Below are 20,239 nucleotides of genomic sequence, written 5' to 3'. Positions count from 1 at the left end.
AAGATGGAATTCGCTTTCTATTTCGCATCGGGTATTGCAGTGGTGTCCACGCTTCGCGTGATCACCAACACCAACCCCGTGCACGCCCTGCTCTACCTGATCATTTCGCTGATCGCCGTGGCCATGACCTTTTTCAGCCTCGGCGCACCGTTCGCCGGTGTGCTGGAAGTGATCGCCTACGCTGGCGCCATCATGGTGCTGTTCGTGTTTGTGGTGATGATGCTCAACCTGGGGCCGGCTTCGGTCGCCCAGGAGCGCGTCTGGCTCAAGCCCGGCATCTGGCTCGGCCCGGTGATCCTGGCAGCGCTGCTGCTGGCTGAACTGCTGTATGTGCTGTTCGCTCACCAGAGCGGCCAGGCCATCGGCCACACCACCGTAGACGCCAAGGCCGTGGGCATCAGCCTGTTTGGCCCGTACCTGCTGGTGGTCGAACTGGCTTCGATGCTGCTGCTCGCGGCAGCCATCACCGCCTTCCACTTGGGCCGCAACGAAGCCAAGGAGCAATGACGATGCCTGCTATCCCTTTGGAGCATGGTCTGGCGGTCGCCGGCATCCTGTTCTGCCTTGGCCTGGTCGGCCTGATGGTTCGCCGCAACATTCTGTTCGTGTTGATGAGCCTGGAAATCATGATGAACGCTGCCGCACTGGCCTTCATCGTGGCGGGCAGCCGTTGGGGCCAGCCGGATGGGCAAGTAATGTTCATCCTGGTGATCAGCCTGGCAGCTGCCGAGGCCAGTATTGGCCTGGCGATCCTGTTGCAACTGTATCGTCGCTTCCACACGCTTGATATCGACGCTGCCAGTGAGATGCGCGGATGAACATGATCTTTCTGACTTTCGTATTTCCCCTGATCGGTTTCCTGCTGCTGTCGTTCTCCCGTGGACGCTGGTCGGAAAACCTCTCGGCCCTGGTCGGCGTGGGTTCCATTGGCCTGTCGGCGATTGTCGCCGCCTACGTCATCTGGCAGTTCAACGTGGCGCCGCCCGAAGCCGGTCACTACACCCTGGTGCTGTGGCAATGGATGGCGGTCGAGGGCTTCAAGCCTAACTTCGCCCTCTACGTCGACGGCCTGTCGATCACCATGCTCGGCGTGGTGGTGGGCGTGGGTTTCCTGATCCACCTGTTCGCGTCTTGGTACATGCGCGGTGAGGCCGGTTATTCGCGCTTCTTCGCCTACACCAACCTGTTTATCGCCAGCATGCTGTTCCTGGTGCTGGGCGATAACCTGTTGTTCCTGTACTTCGGCTGGGAAGGCGTGGGCCTGTGCTCGTACCTGTTGATCGGTTTCTACTACAGCAACCGCAACAACGGGAACGCGGCCCTCAAGGCCTTTGTCGTGACCCGGATCGGCGACGTGTTCATGGCCATCGGCCTGTTCATCCTGTTCCAACAGGTGGGCACGCTGAACATCCAGGAACTGCTGGTGCTGGCACCGCAGAAATTCCAGGTCGGCGACTTCTGGATCACCCTGGCGACCCTGATGCTGCTGGGCGGCGCTGTCGGTAAATCGGCGCAACTGCCACTGCAAACCTGGCTGGCAGACGCCATGGCCGGTCCTACCCCGGTGTCGGCACTGATCCACGCCGCCACCATGGTGACCGCCGGTGTCTACCTGATCGCCCGTACCCACGGCCTGTTCACCCTGGCGCCGGAAATCCTGCACCTGGTGGGCCTGGTGGGCGGCGTGACCCTGGTGCTGGCCGGCTTCGCCGCGCTGGTGCAGACCGACATCAAGCGGATCCTCGCCTACTCGACCATGAGCCAGATCGGCTACATGTTCCTGGCCCTGGGCGTCGGCGCCTGGGACGGCGCGATCTTCCACCTGATGACCCACGCCTTCTTCAAGGCCCTGCTGTTCCTTGCGTCCGGTGCGGTGATCGTTGCCTGCCACCACGAGCAGAACATCTTCAAGATGGGCGGCCTGTGGAAGAAACTGCCGTTGGCCTACGCCAGCTTCATCGTCGGTGGTGCCGCGCTGGCAGCCCTGCCACTGGTGACCGCAGGTTTCTACTCCAAAGACGAAATCCTCTGGGAAGCCTTTGCCAGCGGTAACCAGGGCCTGCTGTACGCCGGCCTGGTTGGCGCATTCATGACCTCGCTGTACACCTTCCGCCTGATCTTCATCACATTCCATGGTGAAGCCAAGACCGAAGCCCACGCAGGCCACGGCATTTCCCACTGGCTGCCGCTGTCGGTGCTGATCATCCTGTCGACCTTCGTCGGCGCCATGATCACTCCGCCACTGGCTGGCGTACTGCCACAAAGCGTCGGGCATGCCGGCGGCGACGCCAAGCACAGCCTGGAAATCGCCTCGGGCGCCATCGCCATCGCCGGTATCCTGCTGGCGGCCATGTTGTTCCTCGGCAAGCGTCGCTTCGTGACCGCCGTGGCCAACAGTGGCATTGGCCGCTTCCTTTCGGCCTGGTGGTTCGCCGCCTGGGGCTTCGACTGGATCTACGACAAACTGTTCGTCAAGCCTTACCTTGCGATCAGCCATGTACTGCGCAAAGACCCGCTCGACCAGACCATCGGTTTGATCCCGCGTGCCGCCAAGGCCGGTCACACCGCCCTGAGCCGCACCGAGACCGGCCAATTGCGTTGGTATGCAGCTTCCATGGCGGCCGGTGCCGTGTTGGTGATCGGCGCCATCGTAGTGGTAGCGGTCTGATATGAACTTTGCGAACTTGCGAAAGGAAACGAGCCCGTCATGATTCTGCCCTGGCTAATCCTGATCCCCTTTATCGGCGGCCTGCTCTGCTGGATGGGCGAGCGCTTCGGCGCTACCCTGCCCCGCTGGATTGCGTTGCTGACCATGTCCCTGGAACTCGCACTCGGCCTCTGGCTGTGGGCCCATGGCGACTATTCATTTGCTCCGGCACCGGGTGTCGATCCAACCTTCGCGCTTGAATTCAAGCACGTCTGGATCGAACGCTTCGGCATCAACGTGCACCTGGCCCTCGATGGCCTGTCGCTGTTGATGATCCTGCTGACCGGCCTGCTGGGTATCCTCTCGGTACTCTGCTCCTGGAAAGAAATCGAGCGTCACGTGGGCTTCTTCCACCTGAACCTGATGTGGATCCTGGGCGGCGTTGTCGGCGTGTTCCTTGCGCTGGACCTGTTCATGTTCTTCTTCTTCTGGGAAATGATGCTGGTGCCGATGTACTTCCTCATCGCGCTCTGGGGTCACAGTTCTTCGGACGGCAAGAAAACCCGGATCTACGCGGCGACCAAGTTCTTCATCTTCACCCAGGCTTCCGGCCTGATCATGTTGGTGGCGATCCTGGGCCTGGTCCTGGTCAACTTCAACAACACCGGCGTGATTACCTTCAACTACGCCGACCTGTTGAAAACCAAGATGTCGATGACCACCGAGTACATCCTCATGCTCGGTTTCTTCATCGCCTTCGCGGTGAAACTGCCGGTGGTGCCGTTCCACTCCTGGTTGCCTGACGCTCACGCCCAGGCGCCCACCGCAGGTTCCGTGGACCTGGCCGGTATCCTGTTGAAGACGGCGGCCTATGGCCTGCTGCGTTTCGCCCTGCCGCTGTTCCCGAATGCTTCGGCCGAGTTCGCGCCGATTGCCATGACCCTGGGCCTGATCGGGATCTTCTACGGTGCGTTCCTCGCCTTCGCCCAAACCGACATCAAGCGCCTGATTGCCTTCTCGTCCGTTTCCCACATGGGTTTCGTACTGATCGGCATCTACTCCGGCAGCCAACTGGCGTTGCAAGGCGCGGTGATCCAGATGCTGGCTCACGGTGTTTCGGCAGCCGCACTGTTTATCCTCAGTGGCCAACTGTACGAGCGCCTGCACACCCGTGACATGCGTGAAATGGGCGGCATCTGGTCGCGTATCGCCTACTTGCCGGCGATCAGCCTGTTCTTTGCAGCCGCCTCCCTGGGCTTGCCGGGCACCGGTAACTTCGTCGGTGAGTTCCTGATCCTGATGGGCAGCTTCGTCAGTGCGCCATGGATCACCGCGATCGCCACCTCCGGCCTGGTGTTCGGTTCGGTGTACTCGCTGATCATGATCCACCGTGCCTACTTCGGCCCGACCAAGTCGGACGCTGTCCTCAAAGGGATGGATGCTCGCGAACTGATCATGGTGCTCGGCCTTGCGGTATTGCTGGTGTATATCGGCGTGTATCCGCAACCGTTCCTCGACACCTCTGCCGCCACGATGCATGGCGTGCAGCAGTGGTTGAGCACCGCCTTCACTCAACTCGCTTCGGCCCGGTAAGAGCGCTATGGAATTCACGATCCAACACTTTATCGCGCTTGCGCCGCTGCTGATTACCAGCCTCACCATTGTGGTGGTGATGCTGGCAATCGCCTGGCGCCGCAATCACTCACAGACGTTCCTGCTGTCCACCGCAGGCCTGAACCTGGCCTTGCTGTCGATTATCCCGGCACTCAAGGTAGCCCCGCTGGCGGTGACCCCGCTGGTCATGATCGATGACTTCGCGCTGCTGTACACCGCGTTGATCCTGGTTGCGACACTGGCCTGCGTCACCCTCGCCCACGCCTACCTCGGCGAAGGCGGCACCGGCTACCCGGGCAACCGCGAAGAGCTGTACCTGCTGATCCTGCTGGCTGCGGCCGGCGGTATCGTGCTGGTCAGCGCGCAGCACCTGGCCGGCTTGTTCATCGGCCTGGAACTGCTGTCGATCCCGACCTACGGCCTGGTGGCCTACGCCTTCTTCAACAAGCGCTCCCTGGAAGCCGGCATCAAGTACATGGTGCTGTCGGCCGCAGGTTCCGCGTTCCTGTTGTTCGGTATGGCCTTGCTCTACGCCGAAGCCGGCAGCCTGAGCTTCAGCGGTATCGGTCACGCCCTGGCCACCACCAGCATGCCTGCGCCAATCGCCCAACTGGGCCTGGCCATGATGCTGATCGGCCTGGCGTTCAAGCTGTCGCTGGTACCCTTCCACCTGTGGACCCCGGACGTGTACGAAGGCGCCCCGGCGCCGGTAGCCGCGTTCCTGGCTACCGCGTCGAAGGTTGCAGTGTTTGCGGTGATGGTGCGTCTGTTCCAGATCTCCCCCGCCGCCAACACCGGTGTGCTGAGCGACGTACTGACCGTGATCGCCATTGCTTCGATCCTGTTCGGTAACCTGCTGGCCCTGACCCAGAACAACCTCAAGCGTCTGCTGGGTTACTCGTCCATCGCGCACTTCGGCTACCTGCTGATCGCTCTGGTGGCGAGCAAGGGCCTGGCGGTGGAAGCCATCGGCGTGTACCTGGTCACCTACGTGATCACCAGCCTCGGCGCGTTCGGCGTGATCACCCTGATGTCCTCGCCTTACAAAGGCCGTGACGCCGACGCCCTGTACGAATACCGCGGCCTGTTCTGGCGCCGTCCGTACCTGACCGCCGTACTGACCGTGATGATGCTGTCCCTGGCTGGTATCCCGCTGACCGCAGGCTTTATCGGCAAGTTCTACATCGTCGCGACCGGTGTCGAAGCCCACGAATGGTGGCTGGTGGCATCCCTGGTACTGGGCAGCGCCATCGGCGTGTTCTACTACCTGCGCGTGATGGTCACCCTGTACCTGATCGAGCCAAACCTGCGCCGTGTGGACGCCGAGCTGCACTGGGAACAGAAAGCCGGTGGCGTGATGCTGCTGGCCATTGCCCTGCTGGCGTTTTTCCTGGGTGTCTACCCACAACCGTTGCTCACCCTGGTGCAGCATGCGGTGATGGCGGGTTGATCGCTTAGGCTCAAGCAGTAAACAGAACGGCACCCTTGGGTGCCGTTTTGCGTTCCTGGGGGCAGATGTGCGGTGCCACTGGCGTCGCCATCGCGGGCAAGCCCGCTCCCACATTTGACCCTGTTCTCATGATGAAACCGGATCAATGTGGGAGCGGGCTTGCCCGCGATGGCGGCAGCAAAGACACCACAAAAAACGGCACCTCACGGTGCCGTTGTGCTATCTGCCCTACCTCACTTACGTGCCGCCTCCCAGGACTTGAGCAAGTCGGCATAGTTCACGGTTTCACCCTTGGGCTTTTCGTTCGCCAGTTTCGGCTTGGGCGCGCCCGGCTGATCGAACCAGTACTGGGCATCACGCTCGGGGTTCATCTTCGGCCCACAGATCGGCTGCACCTTGGAGCGTTCCAGGCGCGTCATGATGGCGTCCTGGTCCTTGGCCAGGCCATCCAGCGCCTGTTGCGGGGTTTTCTCGCCGCTGGCGGCTTCCGAGATGTGGCTCCACCACAGTTGGGCCAAGCGTGGATAGTCCGGCACGTTGGTGCCGGTCGGCGTCCATTGCACCCGCGCCGGGCTGCGATAGAACTCCACCAGGCCGCCGAGTTTCGGGGCCAGGTCGGTCATGGCCTGGGAGTTGATGTCCGATTCGCGGATTGGCGTCAGGCCGACGATGGTTTTCTTCAAGGACACGGTTTTCGACGTAACGAACTGCGCATACAGCCAGGCCGCCAGTTTTTGCTTCTCAGGCGTTGACTTGAGGAAGGTCCAGGAGCCCACGTCCTGATACCCCAGCTTCATGCCCTCCTCCCAATACGGACCCCGGGGCGACGGTGCCATGCGCCACTTCGGCGTGCCATCGGCGTTCATCACTGGCAGGCCGGGTTTGGTCATGTCGGCGGTAAAGGCTGTGTACCAGAAGATCTGCTGGGCGATGTTGCCTTGGGACGGCACCGGCCCGGACTCGGAGAAGGTCATGCCCGCCGCTTCCGGTGGCGCATAGGCGCGCATCCAGTCGACATACTTCTGCGTGGCAAACACCGCAGCCGGGCCGTTGGTATCGCCGCCACGGGTCACGCTGGAACCCACCGGGTGGCAGTCCTCGACCCGAATCCCCCACTCGTCCACCGGCAAGCCATTGGGCAGGCCCTTGTCGCCGCCTCCGGCCATGGAGAACCAGGCATCGGTAAAGCGCCAGCCCAGGGACGGATCCTTCTTGCCGTAGTCCATATGGCCGTACACGCGCTTGCCATCGATTTCCTTGACGTCTTCGCTGAAGAACTTGGCGATATCTTCATAGGCCGACCAGTTCACCGGCACGCCCAGCTCATAGCCGTATTTCTCCTTGAACTTGGCCTTGAGGTCGGCCCGCTCGAACCAGTCGGCGCGGAACCAGTACAGGTTGGCGAACTGCTGGTCGGGCAACTGGTAAATCTTGCCGTCCGGCGCAGTGGTAAACGAGATGCCGATAAAGTCCTTGAGGTCCAGGGTCGGCGAGGTGAAGTCCTTGCCTTCATTGGCCATCAGGTCGGTGATGGATTCGGTCTTGCCATAGCGAAAGTGCGTACCAATCAGGTCGGAATCGTTGACCCAGCCGTCATAGATGTTCTTGTCCGACTGCATCTGGGTCTGCAGTTTTTCCACCACGTCCCCCTCCTGCAGCAGGTCGTGGGTCAGCTTGATCCCGGTGATTTCACTGAAGGCCTTGGCCAGTACCTTGGATTCGTACTCGTGGGTGGTGAGGGTTTCCGACACCACATTGATCTTCATCCCACGAAACGGCTCGGCGGCCTTGATAAACCACTTCAACTCTTCAAGTTGCTGGGCTTCGCTGAGGGTGGACGGTTTGAACTCGCTGCCGATCCACTTTTTCGCGGCATCTTCATAGGCATCGGCCCAGGCTGCAGCACTCAGGCCGCTGAGTGCCAAGACTGCGGCCAATGAAATGCTATGTCGCAGCTTATTGTTTTTATCGAACATAGAGACCTCCTGGTTGGGATCAAAAGGGATGCCTGTGGCTATCCCCAACGCATCACAGACAACAGCCACACCACAGACAGCGCGGACGCCACCCAGATGCTCCAGCCGGTTACGCCAATCACCAGCAGATGCAGGTAGGCGCTCCCGAGAAGACCGATAAACAGGCGATCACCACGGGTGGTGCTGATCGGTAACAAACCGCGCCGAGGGATGCTCGGCGAGCGCAATTCCCACGTGGTCATGCCCGCCAGCAACAGGGCAATCGCCGCAAAAAACAGCGCAGTCGGGGTGGTCCAGGCCATCCATTCCATCATCGTTTCCTCAGACCCGGCCGAGGGCAAAGCCCTTGGCCACATGGTTGCGCACAAACCAGATCACCAGCATGCCCGGCAGGATGGTCAGCACCCCGGCGGCCGCCAGCACGCCCCAGTCAATCCCCGAAGCGGACACGGTGCGGGTCATCACGGCGGCAATCGGCTTGGCATTCACGGACGTCAGGGTGCGCGCCAGCAGCAGTTCGACCCAGGAAAACATAAAGCAGAAAAACGCCGTGACACCGATCCCCGAGCCAATCAGCGGGATAAAGATCTTCACGAAAAACTTCGGAAAGCTATAGCCATCGATGTAAGCCGTTTCGTCGATCTCCTTGGGCACCCCGGACATAAAGCCTTCCAGGATCCACACCGCCAGCGGCACGTTGAACAGGCAGTGGGCCAGGGCCACGGCGATATGCGTATCGAACAGGCCGATGGACGAATACAGCTGGAAAAACGGCAGCAGGAACACCGCCGGCGGCGCCATGCGGTTGGTCAGCAACCAGAAGAACAGGTGCTTGTCGCCCAGGAAGCGGTAACGCGAAAACGCGTAGGCCGCCGGCAGTGCCACCGTCAGGGAAATCACGGTGTTCAGGCTCACGTAGTACAGCGAGTTCAGATACCCGGTGTACCAACTGGGGTCGGTGAAGATCACCTTGTAGTTGGCCAGGGTGAAGTCCTGCGGAAACAGCGTCAGGCCGCCGAGGATTTCGGTGTTGCTCTTGAAGGACATGTTCAGCAGCCAGTAGATCGGCACCAGCAGGAACAGGATGTAGATCAGCAGCGGAATGACCTTGCGCTTGCTCATGTTGGCGACCTCAGCGGTTGGCGTCGGAGTGGGTCATGGCGGTGTAGAACAGCCAGGACACCAACAGGATGATCAGGAAATACACCAGGGAAAACGCGGCCGCAGGCCCCAGGTCGAATTGCCCTACCGCCATCTGGGTCAGGGTCTGACTGAGGAAGGTCGTTGCGTTACCCGGCCCGCCTCCCGTCAGGACAAACGGCTCGGTATAGATCATGAAACTGTCCATGAAGCGCAGCATCACCGCGATCAACAGCACGCTCTTCATCTTCGGCAACTGGATATGTCGGAAAACCGCCCAGGCCGATGCCCGATCAATCCGCGCAGCCTGGTAGTACACATCCGGTATGGCCCGCAGCCCCGAGTAGCACAGCAGCGCCACCAAAGAGGTCCAGTGCCATACATCCATCACCAGCACCGTGACCCAGGCGTCCATGGTGTTGGCGGCATAGTTGTAGTTGATGCCCATGGCATTCAGGCTCGACCCCAGCAGGCCGATATCGGCACGGCCAAAAATCTGCCAGATGGTGCCGACCACGTTCCACGGGATCAGCAGCGGGATAGCCATCACAATCAGTACCAGGGAGGACCAGCGGCCCTTGGTGGGCATGGTCAGGGCGATGGCGATGCCCAGCGGGATCTCGATCAGCAGCACACACGCGGAATAGATGAACTGGCGCAACAGCGAGTCATGCAGGCGCGGGTCCAGCAATACCTGCTTGTACCAATCGGCCCCGACGAAATAGCGGCTGGACTGGTCGAAAATGTCCTGCACCGAATAGTTGACCACAGTCATCATCGGGATCACCGCACTGAACGCCACCAGCAGGAACACCGGCAACACCAGCCACCAGGCCTTGTTGTTCTTCACCTTGTTCATGGCCGCGCCTCCAGCAGGTAATCGTCGGCATACACCATCAACCACTGCGCCGGGAAGCTGATCGACGCCCGCCCTTCGGGCACCGGTTTGTCTTCGGCCAGGCGCACCTTCAAGGGCGCGCCGTCGAGGTTGAGGGTCAGGATCTTGTAGGTGCCCAGGTCTTCGACATGCATGACCTCGGCCTGCAACGCGTCGGGATTGGGCTCATCCCACACATGAATGAACTCGGGACGTATGCCGACCTGGAGTTTCTTGTAGTCCTTTTCCGAGATCTGCCGTTGCTGCACTTCGGACAACGCCAGATGTGTCCCGGCAAACCGCACCCCACCGGCATCGGCCTGCACCTCAATCAGATTCATCCCAGGGCTGCCGATGAAATAGCCGACAAAGGTATGGCTGGGACGCTCAAACAATTCCCGTGGCGTGCCGAACTGCACAATCTGCCCGCCGTACATCACCGCGATCTTGTCGGCAAAGGTCGAGGCCTCCAACTGATCGTGGGTGACGTAGACCATGGTGATATTGAACTGCTCATGGATCTGCTTGAGCTTGCGCCGCAGTTTCCACTTCAGGTGCGGGTCGATCACCGTCAGCGGTTCGTCGAACAGGATCGCCGACACGTCATCGCGCACCAGGCCACGGCCCATTGAGACCTTTTGCTTTTCATCGGCACTGAGGTTGCGGGCTTTTTTACCCAGCAGGTTCTGCAGGTCGAGCACCTCGGCAATTTCCTGCACCTTGCTGTGCACTTTCGCCTCGGCCATGCCCTGGTTGCGCAGGGGGAATGCCAGGTTATCGAACACCGTCATGGTGTCGTAGACCACCGGGAACTGGAACACCTGGGCGATATTGCGCTTTTCCGGGGTCAGGTCATTCACCACCTTGCTGTCGAACAGCACCTGGCCTTCCGAAGGGCTGAGCAGGCCGGAGATGATATTGAGCAGGGTTGATTTGCCACACCCCGAAGGACCGAGCAATGCGTAGGCACCGCCCTGCTCCCAGATGTGGTTCATTTCGCGAATGGCGTAGTCTTCAGGCCCTGTGGGTGTAGGGCTGTAGCTATGCGCCAGGTTCTGCAAATGGATCTCGGCCATCAGGCAACCCTCGCGACACGGCGCCCGGGAGCCTGGACCAAACGACCCTGGCCATCGAACACAAACAGTTTATGGGTCGGTATGTAGATGCGGATCGGCGCATCCACGTCGTACTCGTGTACCCCCGGTAGGTGCAACACCAGCAAAAAATGCTCGCTGCGCACATGCAGGAAGGTTTCCGAGCCGCTGATCTCCGCAACTTCCACGGTGACCGCCAGTTCCAGGTCATCGTCGTTGCTGGGCACCAGGCTGATATGGCTGGGACGCACGCCAAAACGGAACTCGCCCTCGCCGACCGGCCGCAGGTCTACGTTCAACGGGAAGTGCACATCGTTGGCGAAACTCACTTCGTTGCCGCTGATGCGCCCCGGCATCAGGTTGATCGGCGGCTCGGAAAACAGCTCGGCGGCCAGCACGGTCTGCGGTTGGTGATAGACCTCGGCGGCCTTGCCGCTCTGGATCACCCGGCCTTCGTGGAGGATGGTGGTGGTGCCACCCAGCGCCAGTGCCTCGTTGGGTTCGGTGGTGGCATAGATGGCAATGGTGTTGCGGGCCTTGAACAACTCACGCATTTCCTGACGCAGCTCTTCGCGCAGTTTGTAGTCCAGGTTCACCAGGGGCTCGTCGAACAAAATCAGTTCGGCATCCTTGACCAGCGCCCGAGCCATGGCCGTGCGCTGCTGCTGGCCACCGGACAGCTCCAGGGGATGACGTTGCAGGAACTTGTCGATGCGCAGCATCTTCGCGGTTTCCAGCACTTTGCTGTGGATCAGCTCGCTGCTCACCCCGGCCTGGCGCAGAGGCGAGGCGATGTTCTCGAACACGGTCATGGTGGGGTAGTTGATGAACTGCTGGTACACCATCGACACATTGCGCAAGCGCACCGGTTTATGGGTGACGTCGACGCCGTTCATCAGGATGCGCCCTGCATCAGGCTTGTCCAGGCCGGCCATCAGGCGCATCAGGCTGGTCTTACCGGACAGCGTACGGCCCAGCAACACATTGAAAGAGCCAGCTTCAAAGCGCAGGTTGGCGTCATCGATCCAGGTCTGGCCTTCGACGACACGGGTCACATGTTCCAGGGTCAATGACATGACACGCCCTTTTTCTTATTGGAATTGTTCTTTCAGGGGTAGAGCCAGTTTCGTGCCAATAATAAAAAGTGTCGATTTACCAGCGACTTGAGCGAAACCAGTGCTCGGTGCTGAACAGAAATGAACATTCACAACTGAACAAATGAACAACCAGCGGGTTGACAATGAACAGTTCTGAACAACACTGAGTAAGCCCAGTAAAACCGTTCAACCTGTGGGAGCTGGCTTGCCTGCGATAGCGATCTCACGGACGCCATCGCAGGCAAGCCAGCTCCCACAAGGTGAGCGGTGCACGGTTCATAACAACAATAAAAAGAAGGTCACCACCATGGCCGCACCTGCCCCGCTTTTGCCCCACGACACCATCATCCAGGACTCCTGGCGCCGCTGCCGCGCCTTTGGCCTGGATCACCAGAGCCCCCCCAGCTTCGACCAGTTGCCCGCCGAGGGCATCAGCCAGTTGCTGGAGAGCCAGCACGCGCTAGTCCAGACCACCCACCAGGAAGTGCTGCCCTATTACGAGAACATCCTCAGCAATTCCAACTGCCTGATCATGCTCGCCGACAATCAGGGCCAGGTCCTGACTTCCTGGGGCACCCAGCGTTTTATCGAACCCAAGCTCGCCCGTGGCTTCAGCGCCGGGGCCAGTTGGATGGAGCGCGCCACCGGCACCAACGCCATCGGCACCGCGCTGGCCTGCGCCCAGGCAGTGCATATCGAGCATGACGAGCATTTCCTCAAGGCCAACCGGTTCATGACCGGTTCGGCCGCGCCGATCTTTGATGCCAACCGCGAAATCATTGCGGTACTGGATGTGTCCAGCGACAGCTACCTGCCGCCCTCCCACACCCTGGGCATGGTCAAGATGATGAGCCAGACCGTGGAAAACCGCCTGATCCTCAACCTGTTTGGCGGCGAACACTTCCAACTGACGTTCAATACCGGCCTGAACAACCTCGACAGCCAGTGGGCCGGCCTGCTGATTTTCGATGAAAGTGGCCAGGTGCTGTCGGCCAACCGCCGCGCCGACAACCTACTGGGCATCAGCCTGTCACGGGTGATGATCGACAGCCTGTTCCAAGTCTCGCTGCTGGAGCTGCTCAACCAGCCCGAAGGCCTACCCTTTGCCCTGCAAGCCGCCGGGCGCAACCGTTTCCAATGCCTGCTCAAACGCCCCAGGCAGGCGCCGGTGCAGGCCAGGGTCTTTAGTGAACCAGCCCCCGCGCCCATCGGCCTCAAGACCCTGCACTTTGGCGACAGCCGCGTGGAAAAAGCCGTGCGCCAGGCCGAGCGTCTGCTGGAAAAAGACATCCCGCTGCTGATCCACGGCGAAACCGGCGTAGGCAAGGAAGTCTTCGTCAAAGCCCTGCACCAGGCCAGTTCCCGCAGCCAGCAGGCATTTATCGCGGTCAACTGTGCGGCGATTCCGGCGGAGCTGGTGGAATCGGAACTGTTTGGCTACGAAAAAGGCGCGTTCACCGGCGCCAATCAAAAAGGCAGCATCGGCCTGATCCGCAAGGCGGACAAAGGCACACTGTTTCTCGATGAAATCGGCGACATGCCCCTGCCTACCCAGGCCCGGTTGCTGCGGGTCTTACAGGAGCGTTGCGTGCAACCGGTGGGCAGCAGCGAATTGTTCCCCGTGGACCTGCGCATTATCTCGGCCACCAACCGTTCGCTACGCGAACAGGTGCAGCTCGGACGGTTTCGCGAGGATTTGTACTACCGCATCGGCGGCCTGACCCTGGAGCTGCCGCCCCTGCGCGAGCGCAGTGACAAGCAGGCGCTGTTCAAGCAACTGTGGCAACAGCACCGCGAACCCACGCAGTGGGCCGGGCTCAGCGCCGAAGTGCTGGGATTGTTCGAGCAACATCCCTGGCCGGGCAACCTGCGCCAGGTCAGCAGCGTGATGCAGGTGGCACTGGCCATGGCCGAAGACCACCCGATCCGCCCCGAGCACCTGCCGGATGATTTTTTTGTCGACCTGGGGCACGCCTCACCCAGCAAGCCGGTGGTGATGGGCGATCTGGACGATAGGCAAAACCTTCAGCAAAGACTGGCAGCGGTCGGCGGCAATATCTCCCATCTGGCGCGGGAGCTGGGGGTTAGCCGCAATACGCTATACAAGCGGTTGCGCGCCGCTACGTAACGGTAACCGCCCCAACATGCATCTACCCTCAGATTTATCCGACAGCGTTTTAGGGTTGCTGCTCGGAAGATGCCCCAATAATCTTCGGCAGTCGCTGCAAATTCAGCGACCGGGTTTCGCAGCCCGGTTAAACTCTAGACGCACAGCGTCCACCATAAGATAACGGGCGCTTTTTTATGCCTGATGTTATGGCGGCTGTGCGCGGGATACCTTTGGGTATGCCGGGTTCCTAGAGTCCCGGTCTGCGAACCTGCGTACAGCTGCCACCCGGGTATCGTTTCGCAGCGATGGGTAGCGGCTCCATAACTCTGGGAGCTTTACCATGATCAAACACAGTCCAAACCCGCCGTTAGACTCAACCTCGCTTCAGGGGGCTGCTCAACGAGCGATTGACTACTACCTGAACCCTCCTGCCGAAACCAAGCGGCCTGCTGAAGATCACCGCCTTTTCACCGTGCGCGAAGGGTTAGATGCAGAGGTGTTGTTGATTAACGCTTCGGAAGACCTTGCATCGCTTCAAGTATTAGCAACCCATTTGGCTTTTGAAGTAGACGGCACTGCACGGCGTGTGGCACTAGGAATTTGTCGGATGCTCGAAGGCGTTGAGCTATTGGTAAACAACGCCGTCGTTCAATATGGAACAGAGCAAGAAAGAGGAAGGCCGACTCACCATCCAGATTAGTCTGCAATCGCCGGTCCGCCATCGCTGGCAAGCCAGCTCCTACAGTTGAGCGGTGCTGATTTTCAAACCAGCACGCACAAAAACGCTCCGAACCAGGCGGGGCGTTTTTATTCAGTGTGAGCCATCAGTCGGCCAACCGCCCTGTCGTTGCGCCATCCGCCGCCGTTTGTAGGCGTCAAAGTGATACCTTCCTGATTCCACTTGGTAAAAAAGGAGTGTTACCACCCATGAAGATCAAATGTTCCGTCTTTATCGCGGCAAGTATCGACGGTTTTATTGCCCGCCCGGACGGTGATATTGAGTGGTTGCACCGACCGAAATATGAAAGTTCGGGCTTGAACGGCATCACGTATGACAGCTTCATCGCAACGGTTGACGCGTTGGTCATGGGACGCAAAACCCTGGATAAAGTACTGTCCTTTCCCGAGTGGCCCTATGAGGGCACGCCGGTCATTGCGCTTTCTCACAAGACCTTGGAGATTCCTGTGCACCTCCAGGGCAAGGTAGAAGTGCTGGCCGTCGATGTGAGCACACTCGTCGAACAGCTTGCCGAGCGCGGTATGAAGCATCTGTATATCGATGGTGGCCAGACCATCCAGGCATTTCTTGAAGCAGGCCTGCTCAATGAGTTGATCATCACTCGCATCCCGATCCTGCTGGGCCAGGGGGTTCCCTTGTTCAGTCAAGACGGTCGTGAATATGACCTTCGCCACATCGATACCTGCGCCTCGGACAATGGCTTTGTCCAGAGCCGGTATGCAGTTGAGCACCGTTGACTGATAAACCAGCACACACAAAAACGCCCCGAACCAGTCGGGGCGTTTTTATTCAGCGTGCAGCCATCAGCCGTCAGTCAGCCAAGCGCCACGTCGTCCCGCCCTTGCCGTCTTCCAACACCACGCCCATGGCGGTGAGTTGGTCGCGGATGCGGTCGGATTCTGCCCAGTCCTTGTTGGCACGGGCATTCAGGCGGGCCTGGATCAGTGCGTCGACTTCGGCTGCATCCACACGCCCTTCGGCGCCGGCTTGCAGAAAGTCGTCGGCTTCCATTTGCAGCACGCCCAGCACGCTCGCCAGTTCCTTGAGACGGGCCGCCAGGCCGGCCGCAGCGGTGAGATCGCTCTCACGCAGGCGGTTGATCTCGCGGACCATCTCGAACAGCACGGCGCAGGCTTCGGGGGTGCCGAAGTCATCGTTCATCACCGTGGTGAAGCGCTCGACAAACGCCTCGCCACCGGCCGGCGCCACAACCGGCAGGCCTTTCAATGCGTGGTAGAACCGCTCCAGGGCGCCCTTGGCGTCCTTGAGGTTGTCTTCCGAGTAGTTGATGGCGCTGCGGTAATGGCTGGATACCAGCAGGTAACGCACAACCTCTGGGTGGTACTTTTCCAGCACGTCGCGGATGGTGAAGAAGTTGTTCAAGGACTTGGACATCTTCTCGCCATTGATGCGAATCATGCCGCAATGCATCCACGCGTTGGCGTAGGTCTTGCCGGTGGCCGCTTCGCTTTGGGCGATTTCGTTTTCGTGGTGCGGGAACTCAAGATCGCTGCCGCCGCCATGAATGTCGAAAGTCTCGCCCAGGCAGCAGGTGGACATCACCGAGCATTCGATGTGCCAGCCCGGACGCCCGGCGCCCCATGGCGACTCCCAGCTCGGCTCGCCAGGCTTGGTGCCTTTCCACAGCACGAAGTCCAGCGGGTCTTGCTTGGCTTCATCGACTTCGATGCGGGCGCCGATGCGCAGGTCTTCGATTTTCTTGCGCGACAGCTTGCCGTAGCCCATGAACTTGGCGACGCGGTAGTACACGTCGCCATTACCCGGGGCGTAGGCATAGCCCTTGTCGATCAAGGTCTGGATCATCGCGTGCATGCCCGGGATGTGGTCCGTGGCGCGCGGTTCCATGTCCGGCTTGAGGATGTTGAGGCGCGCCTCGTCCTCGTGCATCGCGGCGATCATGCGCTCGGTCAGCGCGTCGAACGACTCGCCGTTTTCATTGGCGCGATTGATGATCTTGTCGTCGATATCGGTGATGTTGCGCACATAGGTCAAGTCGTAGCCGCTGAAACGCAACCAGCGGGTCACCAGGTCGAAGGCAACCATGCTGCGGCCGTGGCCGATGTGGCAGTAGTCGTACACGGTCATGCCGCACACGTACATGCGCACCTTGTTGCCATCCAGCGGCTTGAAGACTTCTTTGGTTTTGCTCAGCGTGTTGTAGATCGTTAGCACGATGCTTCCTTTTCTCTCTATGCAAGCCGCTCACGGCTGCATCACTGGCCCCACGAATCACGCAAGGTCACGGTACGGTTGAATACCGGATGACCAGGTTTGGAGTCCTTTATATCCGCGCAGAAGTAGCCTTCGCGCTCGAACTGGAAACGGTCTTCCGGCTGTGCGTCGCCAAGCGATGGCTCGGCGCGACAACCCGTAAGTACTTGCAGGGAGTCAGGGTTGATGTTGTCGAGGAAACTCGCGCTGTCTTCGGCCTTTTCAGGGTTCGGCGAGCGGAACAGGCGATCGTACAGGCGCACTTCGCACTCGACGCTGGCAGCCGCCGGCACCCAGTGCACCACGCCCTTGACCTTGCGGCCTTCAGGGTTCTTGCCCAGGGTTTCAGGATCGTAGGAGCAACGCAGTTCGATGATGTTGCCCTCGGCGTCCTTGATCGCTTCATCGGCACGGATCACGTAGCTGCCGCGCAGACGCACTTCACCGTTCGGCTCCAGGCGCTTGTAGCCCTTGGGCGGCTCTTCCATGAAGTCATCGCGGTCGATGTAGATTTCACGGGCAAACGGCAGCTTGCGCACGCCCAGTTCTTCTTTTTGCGGGTGACGCGGCAGTTCGAGGTTCTCGACCTGGTCTTGCGGGTAGTTGGTGATCACCACTTTCAACGGACGCAGCACGCACATGGCGCGCGGGGCGTTCGCGTCGAGGTCCTGGCGGATGCTGAACTCAAGCATGCCGTAGTCAACCACGCCGTCGGAGCGGTTGGTGCCGACCATCTCGCAGAAGTTGCGGATCGATGCCGGGGTGTAGCCGCGACGACGGAAACCCGACAGCGTCGACATGCGTGGGTCGTCCCAGCCGAACACGTGTTTTTCATCGACCAGTTGCTTGAGCTTGCGCTTGCTGGTGATGGTGTAGTTCAGGTTCAGGCGGCTGAATTCGTACTGACGCGGGTGCGCCGGTACCGGCAGGCTGTCGAGGAACCATTCGTACAGCGGGCGATGGCTTTCGAACTCCAGGGTGCAGATGGAGTGGGTGATGCCTTCGATGGCGTCCGACTGACCGTGGGTGAAGTCGTAGTTGGGGTAGATGCACCACTTGTCACCGGTCTGGTGGTGATGGGCATGACGGATGCGGTACATGATCGGGTCGCGCAGGTTCATGTTCGGCGAGGCCATGTCGATCTTGGCCCGCAGTACACGGGCGCCGTCCGGGAACTCGCCGTCGCGCATGCGGGTGAACCAGTCCAGGTTCTCTTCTACCGAACGATCGCGAAACGGGCTGTTCTTGCCAGGCTCGGTCAGGCTGCCACGGTATTCCTTGGCCTGCTCCGGGGTCAGGTCGTCGACGTAGGCCTTGCCGGCCTTGATCAGCTCCACGGCCCAGTCGAACAACTGGTCGAAATACTTGGAGGCGTAGCGCACTTCACCGGACCATTCAAAGCCCAGCCACTTGATGTCGCTTTCGATGGCGTCGATGTATTCCTGGTCTTCCTTGGCCGGGTTGGTGTCGTCGAAACGCAGGTGCGTGACGCCACCGAACTCCTGGGCCAGGCCGAAGTTCACACAGATCGACTTGGCGTGGCCGATGTGCAGGTAACCGTTGGGCTCAGGCGGGAAACGGGTGACGATCTGCGTGTGCTTGCCCGAATCCAGGTCCGCCTGGATGATCGGGCGCAGGAAATTGACCGGGACGGCAGGTCCGGCCTTGGAATTCGAGGTAGGGTCGACAGTGGGCTTGCTCATAGGATCCTTGAACAGACAGGTACGTGGCCGGGTCGGGCCAGACAAACAAAGGGCTTATCATAGCCGATGCTGTCAAGCACCTGACAGGGCATGGCCAAAAACTGCTGCATTTATTGCATGGGCGGTGAAAAACCACCTCGAAATTCCTGCAGGGCACGCTAAACTGCGCGCCTTGGCCGCAATTTAGCCAACCCGGTAAGGTGCCCAGGCGGCCGAACCCACGAATTCCCTGAAAAGAGTAATGAACATGACTCAAGTCAAACTGACCACCAACCACGGTGACATCGTCATCGAGCTGAACGCCGAGAAAGCGCCGACCACCGTCGCCAACTTCATCGAATACGTTAAAGCCGGCCACTACGAAAACACTGTTTTCCACCGTGTCATCGGCAACTTCATGATCCAGGGCGGCGGTTTCGAGCCAGGCATGAAAGAAAAGAAAGACAAGCGTCCAAGCATCCAGAACGAAGCGGACAACGGTCTCTCCAACGACAAGTACACCGTCGCCATGGCCCGCACCATGGAGCCGCATTCGGCCTCCGCGCAATTCTTCATCAACGTGGCCGACAACAGCTTCCTGAACCACAGCGCCAAGACCGTACAGGGCTGGGGTTACGCGGTATTCGGTAAAGTCACCGAAGGCACCGACGTCGTGGACAAGATCAAGGGTGTTTCCACCACCATGAAGTCCGGCCACCAGGACGTACCAGCAGAAGACGTGATCATCGAGAAAGCCGAGATCATTGCGTGATATTGCTGATTTCAGATTTGCATCTGGAAGAGGAGCGCCCGGACATTACCCGGGCGTTTCTGGATTTACTCCACGGCCGCGCCCGTGGCGCGCAAGCGTTGTACATCCTGGGGGACTTTTTCGAAGCCTGGATTGGCGACGATGGCATGACCCCGTTCCAGCGTTCGATATGCGCGGCTCTACGTGAGCTGAGCGACAGCGGCACCCAAATATTCCTGATGCACGGCAACCGCGATTTCCTGATCGGCAAGGCGTTCTGCAAAGCAGCAGGCGCGACCTTGCTCAAGGACCCCAGCGTCGTGCAGATGTATGGCGAGCCCGTGCTGTTGATGCACGGCGACAGCCTGTGTACCCGCGACCTCGGCTATATGAAGCTGCGGCGCATCCTGCGTAACCCCCTTGTGCTGTTTATCCTGCGCCACCTGCCCTTGCGCACCCGCCATAAGCTGGCGCGCAAGCTACGCAGTGAAAGCCGCGCGCAGACGCGCATGAAGGCCAACGATATTGTCGATGTAACGCCCGAGGAAGTGCCACGGGTAATGCAGGCCCATGGCGTGCACACCCTGGTCCACGGCCACACCCACCGCCCGGCCATTCACAAATTGCAGATTGGCGAGCAGGCGGCCAAACGCATTGTGCTGGGGGATTGGGACAAGCAGGGTTGGGCGTTGCAGGTGGATGAGCAAGGTTTCCAGCTGGCGGCGTTTGACTTCGTCAATCCGCAATTGGCGTTGCCTGGCGCATAACCCAGACACAACACCGATCAATATGTAGGAGCTGGCTTGCCTGCGATGCAGGCACCTCGGTAC

General features: G+C 60.0%; 18 protein-coding genes. 10 read left to right on the top strand and 8 right to left on the bottom strand.

Features of this window, described 5'->3' with window-relative positions:
* Window positions 1–3: 3 nt before the first annotated feature.
* Genes nuoJ through nuoN form a run of 5 tightly spaced genes read left to right on the top strand, consistent with a single transcriptional unit; the run spans window position 4 to window position 5,711 of the window.
* Window positions 4–507 carry an NADH-quinone oxidoreductase subunit J gene (gene nuoJ, locus AC19YY_RS21595; RefSeq protein WP_017476146.1) on the top strand — a complete coding sequence of 168 codons (504 nt, stop codon included), beginning with the start codon at window positions 4–6 and terminating at the stop codon, window positions 505–507.
* Between the two features lie 2 nt (window positions 508–509).
* Window positions 510–818 (top strand): NADH-quinone oxidoreductase subunit NuoK, encoded by a 309-nt coding sequence (nuoK, locus tag AC19YY_RS21590; RefSeq protein ID WP_003219560.1) that lies wholly within the window; start codon window positions 510–512, stop codon window positions 816–818.
* Complete coding sequence (nuoL, locus tag AC19YY_RS21585; protein WP_500604838.1) at window positions 815–2,668, top strand: NADH-quinone oxidoreductase subunit L; 1,854 nt, start codon at window positions 815–817, stop codon at window positions 2,666–2,668. The genes nuoK and nuoL overlap by 4 nt, the downstream gene beginning before the upstream one ends.
* A gap of 39 nt (window positions 2,669–2,707) precedes the next feature.
* Window positions 2,708–4,240, top strand: coding sequence for an NADH-quinone oxidoreductase subunit M (gene nuoM, locus AC19YY_RS21580; RefSeq protein ID WP_029293337.1), 1,533 nt, complete (start codon window positions 2,708–2,710; stop codon window positions 4,238–4,240).
* Window positions 4,241–4,247: 7 nt separating this feature from the next.
* A complete protein-coding gene (gene nuoN / locus AC19YY_RS21575; RefSeq protein WP_029293335.1) occupies window positions 4,248–5,711 on the top strand; it encodes an NADH-quinone oxidoreductase subunit NuoN in 1,464 nt (487 codons plus the stop codon).
* Between the two features lie 233 nt (window positions 5,712–5,944).
* Here nuoN and AC19YY_RS21570 read toward each other — a convergent pair whose 3' ends face one another.
* Genes AC19YY_RS21570 through AC19YY_RS21545 form a run of 6 tightly spaced genes read right to left on the bottom strand, consistent with a single transcriptional unit; the run spans window position 5,945 to window position 11,874 of the window.
* Entirely contained in the window at window positions 5,945–7,687 is a 1,743-nt protein-coding gene (locus AC19YY_RS21570; protein ID WP_169954352.1) for an ABC transporter substrate-binding protein, read from the bottom strand.
* Between the two features lie 38 nt (window positions 7,688–7,725).
* Window positions 7,726–7,998 carry a DUF2160 domain-containing protein gene (locus AC19YY_RS21565; protein WP_029293327.1) on the bottom strand — a complete coding sequence of 91 codons (273 nt, stop codon included), beginning with the start codon at window positions 7,996–7,998 and terminating at the stop codon, window positions 7,726–7,728.
* Between the two features lie 10 nt (window positions 7,999–8,008).
* Window positions 8,009–8,809, bottom strand: coding sequence for a carbohydrate ABC transporter permease (locus AC19YY_RS21560; protein ID WP_017735079.1), 801 nt, complete (start codon window positions 8,807–8,809; stop codon window positions 8,009–8,011).
* A 10-nt stretch (window positions 8,810–8,819) separates the two neighbouring features.
* The gene (locus AC19YY_RS21555) at window positions 8,820–9,686 is read right to left on the bottom strand and encodes a carbohydrate ABC transporter permease (protein ID WP_500604837.1); all 867 of its coding nucleotides are present in this window, start codon (window positions 9,684–9,686) and stop codon (window positions 8,820–8,822) included.
* Window positions 9,683–10,780, bottom strand: a complete 1,098-nt coding sequence (locus AC19YY_RS21550; protein ID WP_500604836.1) for an ABC transporter ATP-binding protein — start codon at window positions 10,778–10,780, stop codon at window positions 9,683–9,685. Before AC19YY_RS21550 ends, AC19YY_RS21555 begins: the two co-directional genes overlap by 4 nt.
* Window positions 10,780–11,874, bottom strand: coding sequence for an ABC transporter ATP-binding protein (locus AC19YY_RS21545; protein ID WP_169954354.1), 1,095 nt, complete (start codon window positions 11,872–11,874; stop codon window positions 10,780–10,782). Before AC19YY_RS21545 ends, AC19YY_RS21550 begins: the two co-directional genes overlap by 1 nt.
* A 328-nt stretch (window positions 11,875–12,202) precedes the next feature.
* Between AC19YY_RS21545 and AC19YY_RS21540 the strand changes: the two genes are divergently transcribed.
* The 3 genes from AC19YY_RS21540 (at window position 12,203) to AC19YY_RS21530 (ending at window position 15,481) form a co-directional block, all read left to right on the top strand.
* The gene (locus AC19YY_RS21540; RefSeq protein WP_500604835.1) at window positions 12,203–14,023 is read left to right on the top strand and encodes a sigma-54-dependent Fis family transcriptional regulator; all 1,821 of its coding nucleotides are present in this window, start codon (window positions 12,203–12,205) and stop codon (window positions 14,021–14,023) included.
* 322 nt (window positions 14,024–14,345) lie between these two features.
* Window positions 14,346–14,705 carry a DUF6124 family protein gene (locus AC19YY_RS21535; RefSeq protein ID WP_170057961.1) on the top strand — a complete coding sequence of 120 codons (360 nt, stop codon included), beginning with the start codon at window positions 14,346–14,348 and terminating at the stop codon, window positions 14,703–14,705.
* 227 nt (window positions 14,706–14,932) lie between these two features.
* On the top strand, window positions 14,933–15,481 hold the full coding sequence (locus AC19YY_RS21530; RefSeq protein ID WP_500604834.1) for a dihydrofolate reductase family protein: 549 nt from the start codon (window positions 14,933–14,935) through the stop codon (window positions 15,479–15,481).
* 73 nt (window positions 15,482–15,554) lie between these two features.
* Here the strand turns inward: AC19YY_RS21530 and cysS are convergent, their stop codons facing one another.
* Window positions 15,555–16,937, bottom strand: coding sequence for a cysteine--tRNA ligase (gene cysS / locus AC19YY_RS21525; RefSeq protein ID WP_169954356.1), 1,383 nt, complete (start codon window positions 16,935–16,937; stop codon window positions 15,555–15,557).
* A 41-nt stretch (window positions 16,938–16,978) separates the two neighbouring features.
* A complete protein-coding gene (locus tag AC19YY_RS21520) occupies window positions 16,979–18,679 on the bottom strand; it encodes a glutamine--tRNA ligase/YqeY domain fusion protein (RefSeq protein WP_432755480.1) in 1,701 nt (566 codons plus the stop codon).
* A gap of 247 nt (window positions 18,680–18,926) precedes the next feature.
* On the opposite strand from AC19YY_RS21520, the gene AC19YY_RS21515 reads away from it, so the two are divergent.
* Both AC19YY_RS21515 and lpxH read left to right on the top strand, forming a co-directional pair.
* Window positions 18,927–19,430 (top strand): peptidylprolyl isomerase, encoded by a 504-nt coding sequence (locus AC19YY_RS21515; RefSeq protein WP_169954358.1) that lies wholly within the window; start codon window positions 18,927–18,929, stop codon window positions 19,428–19,430.
* On the top strand, window positions 19,427–20,176 hold the full coding sequence (gene lpxH, locus AC19YY_RS21510; protein ID WP_170057959.1) for a UDP-2,3-diacylglucosamine diphosphatase: 750 nt from the start codon (window positions 19,427–19,429) through the stop codon (window positions 20,174–20,176). The genes AC19YY_RS21515 and lpxH overlap by 4 nt, the downstream gene beginning before the upstream one ends.
* Window positions 20,177–20,239: the final 63 nt, after the last annotated feature.

It is taken from the genome of Pseudomonas sp. MF09156, from assembly GCF_059862305.1.
The sequence above is the reverse complement of the archived record's forward strand: the minus strand, read 5'-3'. Positions and strand labels throughout refer to the sequence as shown.